The 14,944-nt window shown below is 55.3% G+C and carries 20 protein-coding genes; 12 read left to right on the top strand and 8 right to left on the bottom strand.

Annotated features, from left to right (window positions below):
- The first annotated feature begins 190 nt into the window (after positions 1-190).
- Positions 191-475, top strand: coding sequence for a helix-turn-helix domain-containing protein (locus ACNY69_RS15455; protein ID WP_111139591.1), 285 nt, complete (start codon positions 191-193; stop codon positions 473-475).
- A 67-nt stretch (positions 476-542) separates the two neighbouring features.
- Here ACNY69_RS15455 and murA read toward each other — a convergent pair whose 3' ends face one another.
- The 7 genes from murA to mlaF form a co-directional block, all read right to left on the bottom strand.
- On the bottom strand, positions 543-1,802 hold the full coding sequence (gene murA, locus ACNY69_RS15450) for a UDP-N-acetylglucosamine 1-carboxyvinyltransferase (protein ID WP_111139592.1): 1,260 nt from the start codon (positions 1,800-1,802) through the stop codon (positions 543-545).
- Between the two features lie 66 nt (positions 1,803-1,868).
- Positions 1,869-2,126, bottom strand: a complete 258-nt coding sequence (gene ibaG, locus ACNY69_RS15445) for a BolA family iron metabolism protein IbaG (protein ID WP_003851098.1) — start codon at positions 2,124-2,126, stop codon at positions 1,869-1,871.
- A 113-nt stretch (positions 2,127-2,239) separates the two neighbouring features.
- Positions 2,240-2,545, bottom strand: a complete 306-nt coding sequence (gene mlaB, locus ACNY69_RS15440) for a lipid asymmetry maintenance protein MlaB (protein ID WP_111139593.1) — start codon at positions 2,543-2,545, stop codon at positions 2,240-2,242.
- Positions 2,545-3,180 (bottom strand): phospholipid-binding protein MlaC, encoded by a 636-nt coding sequence (gene mlaC, locus ACNY69_RS15435; protein ID WP_111139594.1) that lies wholly within the window; start codon positions 3,178-3,180, stop codon positions 2,545-2,547. The genes mlaB and mlaC overlap by 1 nt, the downstream gene beginning before the upstream one ends.
- 15 nt (positions 3,181-3,195) lie before the next feature.
- Positions 3,196-3,741: an outer membrane lipid asymmetry maintenance protein MlaD gene (mlaD, locus tag ACNY69_RS15430; protein ID WP_111139595.1), complete on the bottom strand. Its 546-nt coding sequence runs from the start codon at positions 3,739-3,741 to the stop codon at positions 3,196-3,198.
- A gap of 4 nt (positions 3,742-3,745) precedes the next feature.
- Positions 3,746-4,528, bottom strand: a complete 783-nt coding sequence (gene mlaE, locus ACNY69_RS15425; protein WP_111139596.1) for a lipid asymmetry maintenance ABC transporter permease subunit MlaE — start codon at positions 4,526-4,528, stop codon at positions 3,746-3,748.
- Positions 4,529-4,532: 4 nt separating this feature from the next.
- Entirely contained in the window at positions 4,533-5,348 is an 816-nt protein-coding gene (gene mlaF / locus ACNY69_RS15420; protein WP_111139597.1) for a phospholipid ABC transporter ATP-binding protein MlaF, read from the bottom strand.
- 226 nt (positions 5,349-5,574) lie between these two features.
- Between mlaF and ACNY69_RS15415 the strand changes: the two genes are divergently transcribed.
- The 11 genes from ACNY69_RS15415 to npr all read left to right on the top strand — a co-directional run bounded on the left by ACNY69_RS15415 (position 5,575) and on the right by npr (position 13,557).
- Positions 5,575-6,555 (top strand): calcium/sodium antiporter, encoded by a 981-nt coding sequence (locus ACNY69_RS15415; RefSeq protein ID WP_293774208.1) that lies wholly within the window; start codon positions 5,575-5,577, stop codon positions 6,553-6,555.
- Positions 6,556-6,571: 16 nt separating this feature from the next.
- Positions 6,572-7,555 carry an arabinose-5-phosphate isomerase KdsD gene (kdsD, locus tag ACNY69_RS15410; protein WP_111139598.1) on the top strand — a complete coding sequence of 328 codons (984 nt, stop codon included), beginning with the start codon at positions 6,572-6,574 and terminating at the stop codon, positions 7,553-7,555.
- 13 nt (positions 7,556-7,568) lie between these two features.
- Positions 7,569-8,135: a 3-deoxy-manno-octulosonate-8-phosphatase KdsC gene (kdsC, locus tag ACNY69_RS15405; protein ID WP_111139599.1), complete on the top strand. Its 567-nt coding sequence runs from the start codon at positions 7,569-7,571 to the stop codon at positions 8,133-8,135.
- Positions 8,132-8,704, top strand: coding sequence for an LPS export ABC transporter periplasmic protein LptC (gene lptC / locus ACNY69_RS15400; protein WP_111139600.1), 573 nt, complete (start codon positions 8,132-8,134; stop codon positions 8,702-8,704). Before kdsC ends, lptC begins: the two co-directional genes overlap by 4 nt.
- Positions 8,679-9,230 carry a lipopolysaccharide ABC transporter substrate-binding protein LptA gene (gene lptA, locus ACNY69_RS15395; RefSeq protein ID WP_111139601.1) on the top strand — a complete coding sequence of 184 codons (552 nt, stop codon included), beginning with the start codon at positions 8,679-8,681 and terminating at the stop codon, positions 9,228-9,230. Before lptC ends, lptA begins: the two co-directional genes overlap by 26 nt.
- A 5-nt stretch (positions 9,231-9,235) precedes the next feature.
- Positions 9,236-9,961 carry an LPS export ABC transporter ATP-binding protein gene (lptB, locus tag ACNY69_RS15390; RefSeq protein ID WP_009092467.1) on the top strand — a complete coding sequence of 242 codons (726 nt, stop codon included), beginning with the start codon at positions 9,236-9,238 and terminating at the stop codon, positions 9,959-9,961.
- A 48-nt stretch (positions 9,962-10,009) separates the two neighbouring features.
- Positions 10,010-11,443: an RNA polymerase factor sigma-54 gene (gene rpoN, locus ACNY69_RS15385; RefSeq protein ID WP_111139602.1), complete on the top strand. Its 1,434-nt coding sequence runs from the start codon at positions 10,010-10,012 to the stop codon at positions 11,441-11,443.
- A 21-nt stretch (positions 11,444-11,464) separates the two neighbouring features.
- Positions 11,465-11,752 (top strand): ribosome hibernation promoting factor, encoded by a 288-nt coding sequence (gene hpf / locus ACNY69_RS15380; RefSeq protein WP_013359877.1) that lies wholly within the window; start codon positions 11,465-11,467, stop codon positions 11,750-11,752.
- Between the two features lie 154 nt (positions 11,753-11,906).
- Positions 11,907-12,386 (top strand): PTS IIA-like nitrogen regulatory protein PtsN, encoded by a 480-nt coding sequence (ptsN, locus tag ACNY69_RS15375; RefSeq protein ID WP_418799074.1) that lies wholly within the window; start codon positions 11,907-11,909, stop codon positions 12,384-12,386.
- 47 nt (positions 12,387-12,433) lie between these two features.
- Positions 12,434-13,288, top strand: coding sequence for an RNase adapter RapZ (gene rapZ / locus ACNY69_RS15370; protein WP_111142246.1), 855 nt, complete (start codon positions 12,434-12,436; stop codon positions 13,286-13,288).
- Positions 13,285-13,557: a PTS phosphocarrier protein NPr gene (gene npr / locus ACNY69_RS15365; protein WP_003851116.1), complete on the top strand. Its 273-nt coding sequence runs from the start codon at positions 13,285-13,287 to the stop codon at positions 13,555-13,557. The genes rapZ and npr overlap by 4 nt, the downstream gene beginning before the upstream one ends.
- A gap of 3 nt (positions 13,558-13,560) precedes the next feature.
- Here npr and mtgA read toward each other — a convergent pair whose 3' ends face one another.
- Positions 13,561-14,280 (bottom strand): monofunctional biosynthetic peptidoglycan transglycosylase, encoded by a 720-nt coding sequence (gene mtgA / locus ACNY69_RS15360; RefSeq protein ID WP_111142245.1) that lies wholly within the window; start codon positions 14,278-14,280, stop codon positions 13,561-13,563.
- Positions 14,281-14,944: the final 664 nt, after the last annotated feature.

Genomic DNA, 14,944 nt, shown 5'->3' with positions numbered 1-14,944 from the left:
CTTTTTTCTGTCGCCCTTCTGCGGTTGCACGTCTTTTGCGTACGGTCATACAGACCGGACAACAGAGGCAAATATTACTGGAAACAACCGGAAACTATCTGCTATATAAATGTCATCTTTCCAGATAACAGGAAAAGGTTATCCTGCGCGTTGCGGGATAACGTCATAACAGGGAAAAGGAGAACAGGTTATGCAAAAAAGGAAGGAAGACTGGCATTCGGCAGACGTTATCGCGGCACTGCATAAGCGGGGAATGACGCTGGCGGCGCTGTCACGCTCAGCGGGTCTGAGTTCATCCACGCTGGCTAATGCGCTCACGCGCCCCTGGCCCAAGGGGGAATGGTTGATCGCCGACGCCCTCAACGTCCATCCCGGCGAGATCTGGCCCAGCCGCTATTACGATCCCGTGACCCACTGCCTGCTGGATCGCAAAAAGCGTATCCGGGCCCCTGTCGATCGTGCCGACAACGCCTGAGATCGCAGGCGATCGTCAGACGAAAAAAAACCAGCCCGAAGGCTGGCTCTTGCGCGTTTCGGCGGAGTTACTCTTCGCTGACGCGCTCGATGTTCGCACCCATCGCTTTCAGTTTATCTTCGATGTGCTCATAGCCGCGATCGATATGATAAATGCGGTCAACAAACGTCGTGCCTTCTGCAATACAGCCCGCCAGGACCAGGCTGGCTGATGCACGCAGATCGGTCGCCATCACCTGCGCACCCGACAGCGTTTCAACGCCGTGGCAGATCGCCGTGTTGCTCTCGATCTCAGCATGTCCGCCCATACGAATCAGTTCCGGGATATGCATGAAACGGTTTTCGAAGATGGTTTCAGTGATGACACCTGTGCCTTCCGCCACCATGTTCAGCAGGGTGAACTGCGCCTGCATGTCGGTCGGGAAACCTGGATGCGGCGCAGTGCGCACGTTGACCGCTTTTGGCCGCTTACCGTGCATATCCAGACTGATCCAGTCTTCACCGGTTTCAATGTCGGCACCGGCATCACGCAGCTTAGCCAGCACTGCATCCAGCGTATCCGGCTGGGTCTTGTGACACACTACTTTGCCGCCTGAGATGGCCGCCGCAATCAGGAAGGTGCCGGTTTCGATACGATCGGGCAGTACGCGATAGACCCCGCCGCCCAGACGCTCTACCCCTTCGATGGTGATTTTGTCGCTGCCTGCGCCACTAATTTTCGCACCCAGGGTATTCAGGAAATTCGCCGTATCAACAATTTCCGGCTCGCGTGCCGCATTCTCAATCACGGTCGTGCCGGTCGCCAGTGTTGCCGCACTCATGATAGTGACGGTGGCGCCAACGCTGATCTTATCCATGACGATCAGCGCGCCCTTCAGGCGACCATTGACGGAAGCTTTAACGTAGCCCTCTTCCAGCTTGATCTCTGCACCCAGTTGTTCAAGACCGGTAATGTGCAGGTCAACCGGACGCGCGCCAATAGCACAGCCCCCCGGCAGGGAAACCTGACCCTGACCAAAACGTGCCACCAGCGGCCCCAGCGCCCAGATAGAGGCACGCATTGTTTTAACCAGATCGTACGGCGCACAGAAAACATCTACCGCGCTGGCGTCAACGTGCACAGAACCGTTGCGTTCCACCTTTGCACCCAGCTGGCTCAGCAGCTTCATGGTGGTATCGATGTCGCGCAGTTTTGGTACATTCTGAATCTCTACCGGCTCTTCGGCCAGCAGGGCAGCAAACAGAATAGGAAGCGCGGCGTTCTTCGCCCCGGAAATGGTTACTTCACCACTTAAGCGGGTGGGGCCTTGCACACGAAATTTGTCCATTAACACGGCTCTCAATTAACTAGCTAAAGATTAGACTCGCTCACCGCGAGTTCACCACGCCGGGGATCAGAAACCGTTAAGTTTACGGTCACGCGCCCATTCAGCGGGAGTATAGGTTTTGATAGAGACAGCATGCATGCGGTTATCTGCGATGAATTCCATCAGCGGCGCATAGACAGCCTGCTGCTTTTTCACGCGGCTCAGCTCGCCAAACAGTTCGCCAACGGCGATGACCTGAAAGTGGCTGCCGTCATTGCTCATCACATGCACTTCGTCTAAAGGCAGTGCTGCCATCAGCACGGCCTGAATTTCACTGTTTTCCATTGGTCTTAACTTCGCTTAATAATAATAAGGCTGACATAGTAGAGGAAAGCGGCTGACTCTTAAATACGCAAAAGCCCCTGTCAAAAACAGGGGCTTAGCATAACAGGCGGAAATCAGGCGCTTTTATCCGCAGAAACAATAATCTGTTGCAGATTGTAAAGCGTAATCAGCGACTGCAGTTTGTCGCTGATGCCCGTAAAGCTCGGGGTCATTCCCTGTGCACGCGCAATTTCCCGCAGGTGCACCAGCAGAGCCAGCCCGGAAGAGTCAACACGCTCCAGCGCCGCAACGTCAATGGTATCGACATCCCTGATTAACGTCTCACGCTGCTGCCAGAGGCTCATCAGCGTGTCGCGATCCAGTTCGCCTTTCAGCAATAGCGTGCTGGCTTGCCGCTCCCAGCGTAACGATTCGTGCATTATTGTTGTTTATCCAGCGTAATGTGCTGAGCGGCGGAGGATTTCAGCTGCGCCGTCAGACCATCGATACCTTTGGTGCGTAACAGGTCGCTCCACTCATTCTGCTTGGTGGTGATCATGCTGACACCTTCGGCGATCATGTCATAAGCCTGCCAGTTGCCGCTCTGGCTGTTTTTACGCCACTGGAAGTCGAGACGAACCGGTGGACGGCCATTAGGATCGATGATGGAGACGCGGATGGCGACAATGTTAGCATCGCCCAGCGGCTGTTCAGGCTGCACCTGGTAGCTCTGACCGTTATAAAGAGCCAGGGCCTGGCCATAAGCCTGTGCCAGATAATCAGCAAAGGCGCTGAAGTAGGCTTCGCGCTGAGCCGGCGTCGAATCGCGATAGTAGCGACCCAGCACTAACGCGCCGGCATATTTGATCTGCACATAAGGCAGCAGTTCCTGACGCACAATCTCACGCAGATAGTCAGGATTCTGCTTAATCTTTGGCTGCTCGTTTTTCAGGCGGGTAAACGTCTTCTCCGCCGCCTGGTTCATCAGTTTGTAAGGATTGCTCTGGTCGGCGGCGGTTGCCGTCAGCGGCACGGCCACCACCAGCATGGCAATCATCAGTAAACGTTTAAACATGGTATACCCTCTTCTTTAAGGTTGGGCGGGTGCCGCAGGTGCAGCACTGCTGCCTTCCTGCGCATCCTTGTTATCGCTGTTTTGCTTGTTATCGCCGCTCTTATAAAGGAACTGGCCGATCAAATCTTCAAGCACCATGGCTGATTTCGTATCGCGCAGCGTATCGCCATCTTTCAGCATCGCCGAACCCAGCTCAGGATCGTCAAATCCTAAGTTGAGCGACAGGAACTGCTCACCCAGCAGGCCCTGAGTACGGATCGCCAGCGAGCTGGTGTCGGAAATTTTATTGGCATACTGATCGCTGATGTCCATCGTGACCCGTGGCAGCAGCGTTTTCGGCTCCAGTTCGATCTCTGTCACCCGGCCAATCACGACGCCACCAATTTTAACCGGCGAACTGACTTTCAGGCCGCCGATGTTGTCGAAGGTGGCGTAGAGTTTCCATGTCGGCTCGGTGCCCATCGACTTCAGATCGGCGACGCGCAGACAGAGAAACAATGCGGCGATCAACGCCATGATCATAAAAATGCCAACCCAGATTTCGCTTTTTTTGCTTTGCATTGCATCAATTCCCAAACATCAGTGCTGTCAGCACAAAATCCAATCCGAGCACCGCCAGTGAAGCATGTACTACGGTACGCGTCGTCGCGCGACTGATCCCTTCAGAAGTGGGAATCGCGTCATAGCCATTAAAGAGGGCAATCCAGGTCACCGTAACGGCAAATACGGCACTTTTGATAAGACAGTTCACCACATCAGCCCGGAAATCGACCGCGTTCTGCATGGCAGACCAGAAGAAGCCAGGATCGATCCCCTTCCAGCTCACGCCAACCAGCGCCCCACCGGCGATGCCGACTGCAGTAAAGATCAGTGCCAGCAGCGGCATGCTGATAAATCCCGCCCAGAAGCGTGGCGAAACGACGCGGCGCAACGGATCGACCGCCATCATCTCCATACTGGAGAGCTGCTCGGTCGCTTTCATCAGGCCGATTTCGGCCGTCAGCGCCGATCCTGCCCGTCCGGCAAACAGCAGCGCGGTCACCACCGGCCCCAGCTCGCGCAGCAGCGACAGCGCCACCAGCATACCCAGACTGGTTTCGGCCCCGTAAGTGGTCAGTACCAGATACCCCTGCAGTCCCAGCACCATGCCAATAAACAGGCCCGACACGACAATAATCAGTAATGACAATACACCCACGCTATAGAGCTGCTTAACCAGCAGCGGCGCATGTTTGCGAAATGCTGGTTTGCCGACCAGCGCGTGAAACAGCATTAAGCCTGCGCGTCCAAAACTGGCGCACGTTTCAATTCCCTGACGACCAAATGACGCCAGCGCCTTCAAGACCATCGGTTTAATTACTCCCTGAGCCGGTTAAATCTGCGAGATAGTCGCCGGCAGGAAAACGGAAAGGAACCGGACCATCCGCATCGCCATCGATAAACTGGCGAACACGCGGGTCGTTATTCTCTCGCAGTGCGGGGGTGGTGCCCTGTGCGATAATTTTTTGTCCGGCCACGATATAGGCGTAGTCCGCGATACTCAGTACTTCCGGTACGTCGTGCGAGACCACAATACAGGTCAGGCCCAGGGCATGGTTCAGTTCGTCAATAAGCTTAACCAGCACCCCCATGGTGATCGGATCCTGGCCGACGAAAGGCTCGTCAAACATGATCAGTTCGGGTTCAAGCGCGATAGCGCGCGCCAGAGCCACGCGACGCGCCATCCCGCCCGACAGCTCAGCCGGTTTCAGCTGCGCGGCGCCACGCAGGCCCACCGCCTCCAGCTTCATCAGCACGGTGCTGTGCAGCAGCGGCGCAGGCAGCTGCGTATGCTCCCGCAGTGGCCAGGCCACATTTTCATAGACCGTTAAGTCAGTGAACAGCGCGCCAGACTGGAACAGCATGCTCATTTTTTTACGCGCTTCGTACAATTTAGCGCGGGATAATGACGGAATGTTTTCGCCGCGAAACAGGATTTCACCCTGGGTCGGCTGAAGCTGCCCCCCAATCAAGCGTAGCAGAGTGGTTTTTCCTATCCCCGACGGTCCCATTATCGCCGTCACTTTGCCTTTTGGCACGGTCAGCGAAATGTCATCGAAGATTGTGCGATCTCCGCGCGAAAAACTCACGCCACGAACCTCAACCAGATTCGTTTGCTGCTGGATCATTGTCACCTCTTGTCAGGATCGGGCGTAAACATGGGGTACGATGGTAGCCTGTTCGGTCATGATTCACGATAGCTTTACAGAAACTTACCGCTAAGATTTGCCGAAAATGGTCATTAAATTTACTTTTGCCGTTCAGACGGTCAAAATCAGCGCCTGTCTCGCCAAACAGAACCGTAAACCGGTCGGGAAAGGCATAGCCGCCCGGGTTTTTATGCAAGGATTTTTCATGTTCGTAGCTTCTGCACTGCTGATTATCGGTTTGCTTTTACTGGCTTATGGTGCCGATCGTCTGGTGTTTAGCGCCTCTATATTGTGTCGATCATTTGGCATTCCGCCACTGATTATCGGCATGACCGTTGTCAGCATCGGCACCTCGCTGCCAGAGATGATCCTCTCCTTTTCTGCGGCGCAGCATGGCCAGATGGATCTGGCTGTGGGCACCGCCCTGGGCTCGAACATTACCAACATTCTACTGATTCTGGGTGCCGCTGCGCTAATACATCCGTTAACTGTTCACTCCAATCTGATTCGGCGTGAGCTCCCGTTGATGTTACTGGTCACCCTGCTCAGCGGTTTCATGCTGTTTGATAATCAGCTTAGCCGACTTGATGGCATTGGCCTGATTGCCATTGCCGCTATTTATCTGATGGTGGTGATTCGCATCGCGCGTAAGGCGGAACAGGACAACAATGACACCCTGACCCGCGAGCAGCTGGCTGAACTGCCGCGTGAAGAGAGTGGAAATACGGTGGCCTTTCTCTGGCTGGCTGTCGCGCTGATTATTCTGCCGATGTCGACACGGATGGTGATCGACAATGCCACCGCCTTTGCCGACTACTTTGGCGTCAGCGAACTGGTGATGGGTCTGACCCTGATCGCCGTTGGCACCAGCCTGCCCGAGCTGGCAACGGTGCTTGCCGGGGCACTGAAAGGCGAAGATGATATTGCGATCGGCAATCTCATCGGCGCCAACATTTATAATATTGCCATCGTGCTGGGACTTCCGGCACTGATTCATCCGGGCAGCGTCGATTATCATGCCTTTGCCCGTGATTACTGGGTCATGCTGGGCGTCAGCGCCCTGTTTGCCCTGCTCTGCCTGCTTCGTCGCCGACGTGTTGGCCGTACGGCGGGCCTGATTTTACTCTGTGGTTTCTTCGTCTGGGTGACGCTGCTGTGGTTACAGCCGGCATTCATGAACGGTTAACAAGGACAGACTCACTATGTCATATCAGCAACCAACTGCCTTTGATTTTCAGCAAGCGGGCAAGACCGTGCTCCGCATTGAGCGTGAAGGACTGGAACAGCTCGATCAATATATCAATGACGATTTCGCCCGCGCCTGCGCCCTGATCTACGGCTGCCAGGGTAAAGTGGTGGTGATGGGCATGGGGAAGTCTGGCCATATCGGTAAAAAAATGGCGGCGACCTTCGCCAGCACCGGCACGCCCGCCTTCTTTGTCCATCCTGCCGAAGCCAGCCACGGCGATCTGGGCATGGTGAGCAGAAATGATGTGGTGATCGCCATCTCCAACAGCGGAGAGTCGAACGAGATCCTCGCGCTGATCCCGGTCTTAAAGCGTCAGCACATCGCGCTGATCTGCATAACCGGACGTCCCGAAAGCGCCATGGGCCGCGTGGCGGATGTGCATCTTTGCGTGCACGTCCCCCAGGAAGCCTGTCCGCTGGGTCTGGCCCCGACCACCAGCACCACGGCGACCCTGGTGATGGGCGACGCGCTGGCCGTGTCGCTGCTGGAAGCGCGCGGATTCACGGCAGAAGATTTTGCCCTCTCCCACCCCGGCGGCGCGCTGGGCCGCAAGCTGCTGCTGCATGTGGCGGATATCATGCACAGCGGCGATGAACTGCCGCACGTCACCCGTGACGCCTCCCTGCGCGATGCGCTGCTGGAGATCACCCGCAAGAATCTGGGTCTGACAGTTATCGTCGACGACCTGATGAAAATTGAGGGGATCTTTACCGATGGTGACCTGCGCCGCATCTTTGACATGGGCATCGACTTTCAGCGCGCCACAATCGGCGAAGTGATGACGCCAGGCGGCATCCGCGTCCGGCCGAACATGCTGGCGGTTGAAGCCCTGAATCTGATGCAGACGAAAAACATCACTTCGATTCTGGTGGCCGATGACGACCATCTGCTCGGCGTGGTACATATGCATGACATGCTGCGCGCTGGCGTAGTCTGAACAGGAAGAGAAAATGCAACTGGCAACTCCCCCGATAGAGACCTGCTATGGCCCGGTCAGCGCCGACGTGATGGCGCGCGCCAGCCGGATCCGTCTGCTGATCTGCGACGTCGATGGCGTGATGTCCGACGGCGTGATCTACATGGGGAACAATGGCGAAGAGCTGAAGGCATTCAACGTGCGGGATGGTTACGGCGTCCGCTGCCTGCTGACCTCCGATGTGGAAGTGGCTATTATTACCGGCCGCAATGCCCGACTGATGGAAGATCGCTGTAAAACGCTCGGCATTCGCCATCTTTATCAGGGACAATCGGATAAGCTTTTGGCCTATCGTGAACTTCTGGATAAACTGTCCCTTTCCGACGACCAGGTCGCCTACATAGGTGACGATCTGATTGACTGGCCGGTTATGGCGAAAGTGGGATTAAGCGTGGCAGTCGCGGATGCTCATCCGATTCTGCTGCCGCGCGCGCACTATGTCACGCGGATCGCTGGCGGACGCGGCGCGGTGCGTGAAGTATGTGATCTGATCTTAATGGCGCAGAACAAATTTGAGGATGCCAAAGGGCAATCAGTATGAGTAAAAGCAGGCGTTGGATAACGCTGATTCTGACCTTGATTGCACTGGTTTTGATCGGCTGGAATCTTACTAACCAGGATGACGATGGCACGCCTGTCGGCAATGGCACACAGTCGCCGACCTATACCAGTGCCGATTCGCACACTGTGGTTTATAACCCGCAGGGCGCGCTCTCCTATAAACTGACCTCGGACAAAGTGACCTATTTTTCGGACGACGAACTGAGCTGGTTCGAGAACCCGGTGATGACCACCTTTGATGAGAACAAAATTCCGACCTGGTCGCTACGGGCAGATAAAGCAAAGCTCACCAAAGATCGTATGCTTTATCTTTATGGCCATGTTGAGCTGAATACCCTGACGCAGGACTCTCAGCTTGAGCGCATCAAAACCGATAATGCGCAGATCAATCTTGTCACTCAGGATGTTACCTCTGATGATCAGGTGACATTGTATGGCCGCAGCTTTAACTCCACTGGCATGAAAATGCGCGGCAATTTACGGACGAAAAACGCCGAGTTAATCGAGAAGGTCAAAACCTCTTATGAAATTCAAAATGAACAAAAATAGTTTGAAGCTCCTGCTGGCCTCGGTACTGCTGGCAACCAGCGTGCCGGCGCTGGCCCTGACCGGTGACTCGGACAAGCCCGTAAACATTGACTCGCAGAATCAGGCGCTGGATTTGCAGGGCAACGTTGCGACCTTTACCGGCAATGTCATCGTGACCCAGGGATCAATCAAAATCACGGCTGATAAAGTCGTGGTGACCCGTCCGGGCGGCGACAGCAAGAAAACCATCGTTGACGCCTACGGCAACCCCGCCACCTTTTATCAGATGCAGGACAGCGGCAAGCCGGTGCAGGGCCACGCCGCTAAACTGCACTACGAACTGGCGAACGATTTCGTTGAACTGACCGGCAATGCGTTTATCGAGCAGCAGGACAGCAACATCAAAGGCGACCGTATTACCTACCTGGTGAAAGAGCAGAAAATGCAGGCTTACAGCCAGGGCCAGAACAAGCGCGTGACCACCGTTCTGGTGCCGTCGCAGCTTCAGGATAAAGGTTCGTCCACCAGCGGAAAGAAGAGTAACTGATAGCTATGGCCACATTAATTGCAGAAAACCTGGCGAAGGCATATAAGGGCCGTCGCGTGGTAGAAGATGTCAGTCTGCAGGTCAAGTCCGGCGAGATTGTCGGCCTGCTGGGCCCGAACGGTGCCGGTAAGACCACCACTTTTTACATGGTGGTGGGGATCGTGCCCCGCGACGCGGGTCGCATTGTCATTGATGATGAAGATATCAGCATCCTGCCACTGCATGCCCGCGCACGTCGCGGCATCGGCTATCTGCCGCAGGAAGCCTCTATTTTCCGTCGCCTCAGCGTCTACGATAACCTGATGGCCGTCCTGCAGATCCGCGACGATCTGACGGAAGAGCAGCGTCAGGATCGCGCCCGCGAACTGATGGAAGAGTTCCACATCGAACACCTGCGCGACAGCATGGGTCAGGCACTGTCGGGCGGTGAACGCCGTCGTGTCGAGATCGCGCGTGCGCTGGCGGCCAATCCTAAGTTTATCCTGCTGGATGAGCCTTTTGCCGGTGTTGACCCGATCTCCGTTATCGACATCAAAAAGATCATCGAGCATCTGCGTGACAGTGGCCTGGGCGTGCTGATCACCGACCACAACGTGCGTGAAACCTTAGCGGTCTGTGAGCGGGCTTACATCGTCAGCCAGGGTCACCTGATTGCGCACGGCACGCCGAACGAGATCCTGGCCGATGAGCAGGTGAAGCGGGTTTATTTGGGTGAAGAGTTCAGACTCTGATAAGGTGTCGTTAATTGTGATGTTTACCTGGGAACTATCATCCTGTCTATGAAGCAAGGTTTACAACTCAGGTTCAGCCAACAGCTGGCAATGACGCCACAACTGCAGCAGGCCATTCGTCTGCTGCAGCTCTCTACGCTTGAACTCCAGCAGGAGTTACAGCTTGCACTGGAAAGCAACCCGCTGCTTGAGCAGACCGAACTGCACGAAGAGATCGACGCCCGGGAATCGTCTGAGGCCGAGGCGCTGGACACCCGCGAAGCCCTTGAGCAGAAAGAGATGCCCGATGAGCTGCCGCTGGATGCCACCTGGGATGAGATCTACACGGCTGGCACGCCGTCTGGTACCGGCACCGATTATCAGGATGATGAGTTACCGGTTTATCAGGGCGAAACCACTCAGTCTCTGCAGGATTATCTGATGTGGCAGGTCGGACTGACGCCATTCAGTGACACCGATCGCGCGATTGCGACCTCTATCGTCGACGCTATCGATGACACCGGGTATCTTACCGTTTCGCTTGAGGAGATCCTCGACGGCATCGGTAACGACGAACTGGAAGTGGACGAAGTGGAAGCGGTGCTGAAACGCATCCAGCGCTTCGATCCGATCGGCGTCGGCGCGCGCGACCTGCGTGACTGCCTGCTGGTACAGCTTTCGCAGTATGCGCCCGAAACCCCGATGCTGGCAGAGGCGCGTCTGATCGTCAGCGAACATCTCGACCTGCTGGCTAATCACGATTTCCGCAGCCTGATGCGGGTCACGCGCCTTAAAGAAGAGGTGCTGAAAGAGGCGATGCTGCTGATTCAGTCGCTGGACCCGCGCCCGGGCCAGTCGATCAATACCGGCGAACCGGAATATGTGATTCCCGATGTACTGGTGCGCAAGGTCGGCAGCCGCTGGACGGTTGAACTTAACGCCGACAGTGTGCCGCGCCTCAGGATCAACCAGCACTACGCCGCAATGGGCGGCACCACGCGCAATGAGAGCGACAGCCAGTTTATTCGCAGTAATCTGCAGGAGGCGCGCTGGCTGATTAAGAGTCTGGAAAGCCGTAACGATACGCTGCTGAAAGTGACGCGCTGTATTGTTGAACAGCAGCAGGCGTTTTTCGAGCAGGGTGAAGAGTTTATGCGTCCGATGGTACTGGCCGATATCGCCCAGGCTGTTGAGATGCACGAGTCGACCATTTCCCGCGTGACAACGCAGAAGTATCTGCACAGCCCGCGGGGCATTTTCGAACTGAAGTACTTTTTCTCCAGCCATGTGAATACCGAGGGTGGCGGTGAAGCCTCTTCGACGGCGATCCGCGCGCTGGTGAAAAAATTAATTTCGGCGGAAAATCCAGCCAAACCCTTGAGCGACAGTAAACTGACCTCCATGTTATCTGATCAGGGGATTATGGTGGCACGGCGAACCGTCGCCAAATATCGTGAGTCTTTATCCATCCCGCCATCGAACCAGCGTAAACAGCTGGTTTGAAAGACATGAGAAGGAAGACCTATGCAGCTGAACCTGACCGGGCAACACGTTGAAATCACTCCGCCTCTGCGTGAGTTTGTCAGCGGTAAATTTGCCAAACTGGAACACTATTTTGAACATATCAATCAGGTCTATATTGTCCTGAAAGTTGAGAAAGTCACTCAGGTGGCTGACGCAACACTTCACGTAAATGGTGGCGAGCTGCACGCCACTTCGGAAGCAGAAGATATGTATGCGGCCATTGACGGGCTTATCGATAAGCTCGCCCGTCAGCTGACCAAACACAAAGATAAACTGAAAAAACACTAACCTTCACGCCAGCTACGCGCGCCTGCCGCGCAGAGCCGACAGGATGGGGCGGATAATCCGCCCCGTTTTGTCATCTGAGCAGAGGCCCCGTTTGTCTCCCGCGTCAGGACGCGCTGGCGGTGAATGGCCTGGTGAACTCGCAAGTGAAACGCTAATGAACAACGATCTTACACTGGAATTGAGCACGGTGCTTTCGCCAGACTGCACCCGCAGCGGCGTACACTGCCAGAGCAAAAAACGTGCGCTGGAAATCATCAGCGAACTGGCCGCTAAGCAGCTCAACCTGCCGCACCAGACGCTTTTCGAAGCGATCCTGACCCGTGAACGCATGGGCAGTACCGGTATCGGCAACGGCATCGCTATTCCTCACGGCAAGCTGGAAGAGGATACGCTGCGCGCGGTCGGGGTCTTTATCAGCCTCGAACAGCCGATTGCGTTTGATGCTGTCGATAACCAGCCGGTCGATCTGCTGTTTGCCCTGCTGGTGCCGGCTGACCAGTGCAAAACGCATCTGCACACCCTTTCACTGGTGGCAAAACGTCTGGCAGATAAAACGGTCTGCCGCCGTCTGCGCGCGGCGCAGTGTGATGAAGAGCTCTATGCCATTATTACGGAAATCCAGACAGAGCAGTAACGCGTCTTTACCGGCCGGTTGCCGGTTTTAAAACGGGAGAGAAGGTCATGGTGCTGATGATCGTTAGCGGTCGTTCAGGCTCGGGGAAGTCAGTGGCGCTCCGTGCGCTGGAAGATATGGGATTCTACTGCGTCGATAACCTGCCGGTCGTGCTGCTGCCGGAGTTAGCGAACTCGCTGGCCGATCGCAATATTTCGGCGGCGGTCAGTATCGATGTCCGCAACATGCCTGAATCCCCTGAAATTTTCGAAACCGCGCTGAATAATCTGCCTGACTCCTTTTCACCGCAGCTGCTGTTTCTCGACGCCGATCGCAATACCCTGATTCGTCGTTACAGCGATACACGCCGTCTGCACCCACTCTCCAGCAAGAACCTGTCGCTGGAGAGCGCGATTGACGAAGAGAGCGATCTGCTGGAGCCGCTGCGTTCCCGGGCTGATCTGATTATCGACACCTCTGAGATGTCGGTGCATGAGCTGGCCGAGATGCTGCGTACCCGTCTGCTGGGCAAGCGTGAACGTGAGCTGACCATGGTGTTCGAATCCTTTGGCTTCAAACATGGCATCCCTATTGATGCGGACTACGTGTTTGACGTGCGCTTTCTGCCCAATCCCCACTGGGATCCCAAGCTGCGGCCAATGACGGGCCTCGACCGTCCGGTGGCGGCCTTCCTCGATCGCCATACCGAAGTGCACAATTTTATCTACCAGACGCGCAGCTATTTAGAACTCTGGCTGCCGATGCTGGAAACCAATAACCGTAGCTATCTTACCGTGGCGATTGGCTGTACCGGCGGCAAACATCGCTCCGTCTATATCGCCGAGCAGCTGGCCGATTACTTCCGTTCACGCGGTAAGAATGTACAGTCACGCCATCGCACGCTGGAAAAGCGCAAATCATGACCGTCAGACAAACTGTAGAAATCAAAAATAAGCTGGGTATGCACGCCCGTCCGGCAATGAAGCTCTTTGAGCTGGTGCAGAGCTTTGACGCCGAAGTCCTGCTGCGCAACGAAGCGGGCACCGAAGCCGAAGCCAGCAGCGTGATCGCGCTGCTGATGCTCGATTCAGCAAAAGGCGGGCACATTGAGATCGAAGCCAGCGGCCCGGAAGAGGTTCCGGCGCTGGCGGCGGTCATCGAACTGTTCGAAGCGGGCTTCGATGAAGATTAAGGCTCAGTTGAGCTGATTACGCTGTAAAAAGCCCTCTCCGCCCAGCTGGCGCATCTGGCGCAGGATCCACTGCTGGCGCTCCCTGATATAGCCGGAGGGGGCCGCCGCACGATAGCGAATCGGATTAGGCAACACCGCCGCCAGTAACGCTGCGTCTGCCGCAGTCAGCCGGCTGGCTGGCTTGTGGAAGTAGCGCTGCGCCGCCGCCTCAACGCCAAAAATCCCTGGCCCGAACTCGGCAATGTTGAGATAGACGGTCAGAATGCGCCGTTTCGTCCAGACCGTTTCCAGCCCCACCGTCAGACCCGCTTCCAGACCTTTTCGTATCCAGCTGCGTCCATCCCACAGGAAGAGGTTTTTCGCCGTCTGTTGTGACAGCGTGGAGGCACCGCGCATCTGGCTCTCCTTCTTATCCAGCACCGACTCAATCGCTGCCACATCAAAACCCCAGTGAGTGGGGAACTTCTGATCTTCAGAGGCGATGACGGCCAGCCCCATCCAGGGCGAGATCTCATCATGGCCGACCCAGTCTGAATGAGCGACATAGCTAAAATCACCGCGCAGCCAGGCCCCGATCTGCCGTTCCGCCATCACTGCGGAGAACGGAACCGGCAGGAAGGCAAAGAGTAATATTCCCGCCAGCCAGAGCCCCAGCCAGACCAGCGCAATTCGGCCCGCGATCCGCCTGATACGCTGCCCGACGCTTCCTTTATGCTTCTTCATGCAATCTTCCCATACCTGTTTCAGACGTTAATCAATCACACATGTAATCACTACCCCGGAGACGGGCTTTTTACGAATTTTGTTAGAATTCAGCCGACAGTTTCCAGACTTTATTCAGTCATTTTGCATCAAAATGCTGCAACAGTTCGAAATAGTTCAAGGACTTCCGGCAAAAAGGAATCGGTTCCATTCATCCTGACCCGGCACCAGCTTTCCAGATAAACAGTTAATAATGGGTAATAAGCGCCGGTTAAAATCATTCAATCCTCTTAACTTTTATTTTTTTCCGATTCCATCACGGTCTATATATTAATCAGAATTATCGTTATAACGTTTAAATAAACAGCACTAAACGGAAGGAGTCATCTTTGCGCTGGCCCTGGTTTCGCTCAGTAATTGTACTTAAGCCATGCGGATAAAAAGAGAAAGCGGCAGATTCATATTTACCATTCCGGATTGTTTTGGATTATTCGTGTCATTTCAGGGTGCTTGCTTGCAATATCAGCGTCTTAGCCGTACCGGTGGCATCGCTGTTAACGGCGACGTCACCGGCAGCATCCGCGCCCCACTCCCCTCTCACAGGCGCGTTAAAACTACCCGAAAAAGGGCAGAAATGGCTATTTTTTCAGCAATGCAGCACGTAAATTGATTCCTTACTTGACTG

This window comes from Pantoea graminicola, assembly GCF_048452665.1.
Classification (GTDB): domain Bacteria; phylum Pseudomonadota; class Gammaproteobacteria; order Enterobacterales; family Enterobacteriaceae; genus Pantoea.
This window is presented reverse-complemented; position numbering and strand designations above follow the sequence as displayed.

Bases quoted from the DNA above. Each gene is read 5' to 3' on its own strand.
- ACNY69_RS15455 (WP_111139591.1), top strand. From the start codon at position 191: ATGCAAAAAAGGAAGGAAGACTGGCATTCGGCAGACGTTATCGCGGCA.
- murA (WP_111139592.1), bottom strand. From the start codon at position 1,802: ATGGACAAATTTCGTGTGCAAGGCCCCACCCGCTTAAGTGGTGAAGTA.
- ibaG (WP_003851098.1), bottom strand. From the start codon at position 2,126: ATGGAAAACAGTGAAATTCAGGCCGTGCTGATGGCAGCACTGCCTTTA.
- mlaB (WP_111139593.1), bottom strand. From the start codon at position 2,545: ATGCACGAATCGTTACGCTGGGAGCGGCAAGCCAGCACGCTATTGCTG.
- mlaC (WP_111139594.1), bottom strand. From the start codon at position 3,180: ATGTTTAAACGTTTACTGATGATTGCCATGCTGGTGGTGGCCGTGCCG.
- mlaD (WP_111139595.1), bottom strand. From the start codon at position 3,741: ATGCAAAGCAAAAAAAGCGAAATCTGGGTTGGCATTTTTATGATCATG.
- mlaE (WP_111139596.1), bottom strand. From the start codon at position 4,528: ATGGTCTTGAAGGCGCTGGCGTCATTTGGTCGTCAGGGAATTGAAACG.
- mlaF (WP_111139597.1), bottom strand. From the start codon at position 5,348: ATGATCCAGCAGCAAACGAATCTGGTTGAGGTTCGTGGCGTGAGTTTT.
- ACNY69_RS15415 (WP_293774208.1), top strand. From the start codon at position 5,575: ATGTTCGTAGCTTCTGCACTGCTGATTATCGGTTTGCTTTTACTGGCT.
- kdsD (WP_111139598.1), top strand. From the start codon at position 6,572: ATGTCATATCAGCAACCAACTGCCTTTGATTTTCAGCAAGCGGGCAAG.
- kdsC (WP_111139599.1), top strand. From the start codon at position 7,569: ATGCAACTGGCAACTCCCCCGATAGAGACCTGCTATGGCCCGGTCAGC.
- lptC (WP_111139600.1), top strand. From the start codon at position 8,132: ATGAGTAAAAGCAGGCGTTGGATAACGCTGATTCTGACCTTGATTGCA.
- lptA (WP_111139601.1), top strand. From the start codon at position 8,679: ATGAAATTCAAAATGAACAAAAATAGTTTGAAGCTCCTGCTGGCCTCG.
- lptB (WP_009092467.1), top strand. From the start codon at position 9,236: ATGGCCACATTAATTGCAGAAAACCTGGCGAAGGCATATAAGGGCCGT.
- rpoN (WP_111139602.1), top strand. From the start codon at position 10,010: ATGAAGCAAGGTTTACAACTCAGGTTCAGCCAACAGCTGGCAATGACG.
- hpf (WP_013359877.1), top strand. From the start codon at position 11,465: ATGCAGCTGAACCTGACCGGGCAACACGTTGAAATCACTCCGCCTCTG.
- ptsN (WP_418799074.1), top strand. From the start codon at position 11,907: ATGAACAACGATCTTACACTGGAATTGAGCACGGTGCTTTCGCCAGAC.
- rapZ (WP_111142246.1), top strand. From the start codon at position 12,434: ATGGTGCTGATGATCGTTAGCGGTCGTTCAGGCTCGGGGAAGTCAGTG.
- npr (WP_003851116.1), top strand. From the start codon at position 13,285: ATGACCGTCAGACAAACTGTAGAAATCAAAAATAAGCTGGGTATGCAC.
- mtgA (WP_111142245.1), bottom strand. From the start codon at position 14,280: ATGAAGAAGCATAAAGGAAGCGTCGGGCAGCGTATCAGGCGGATCGCG.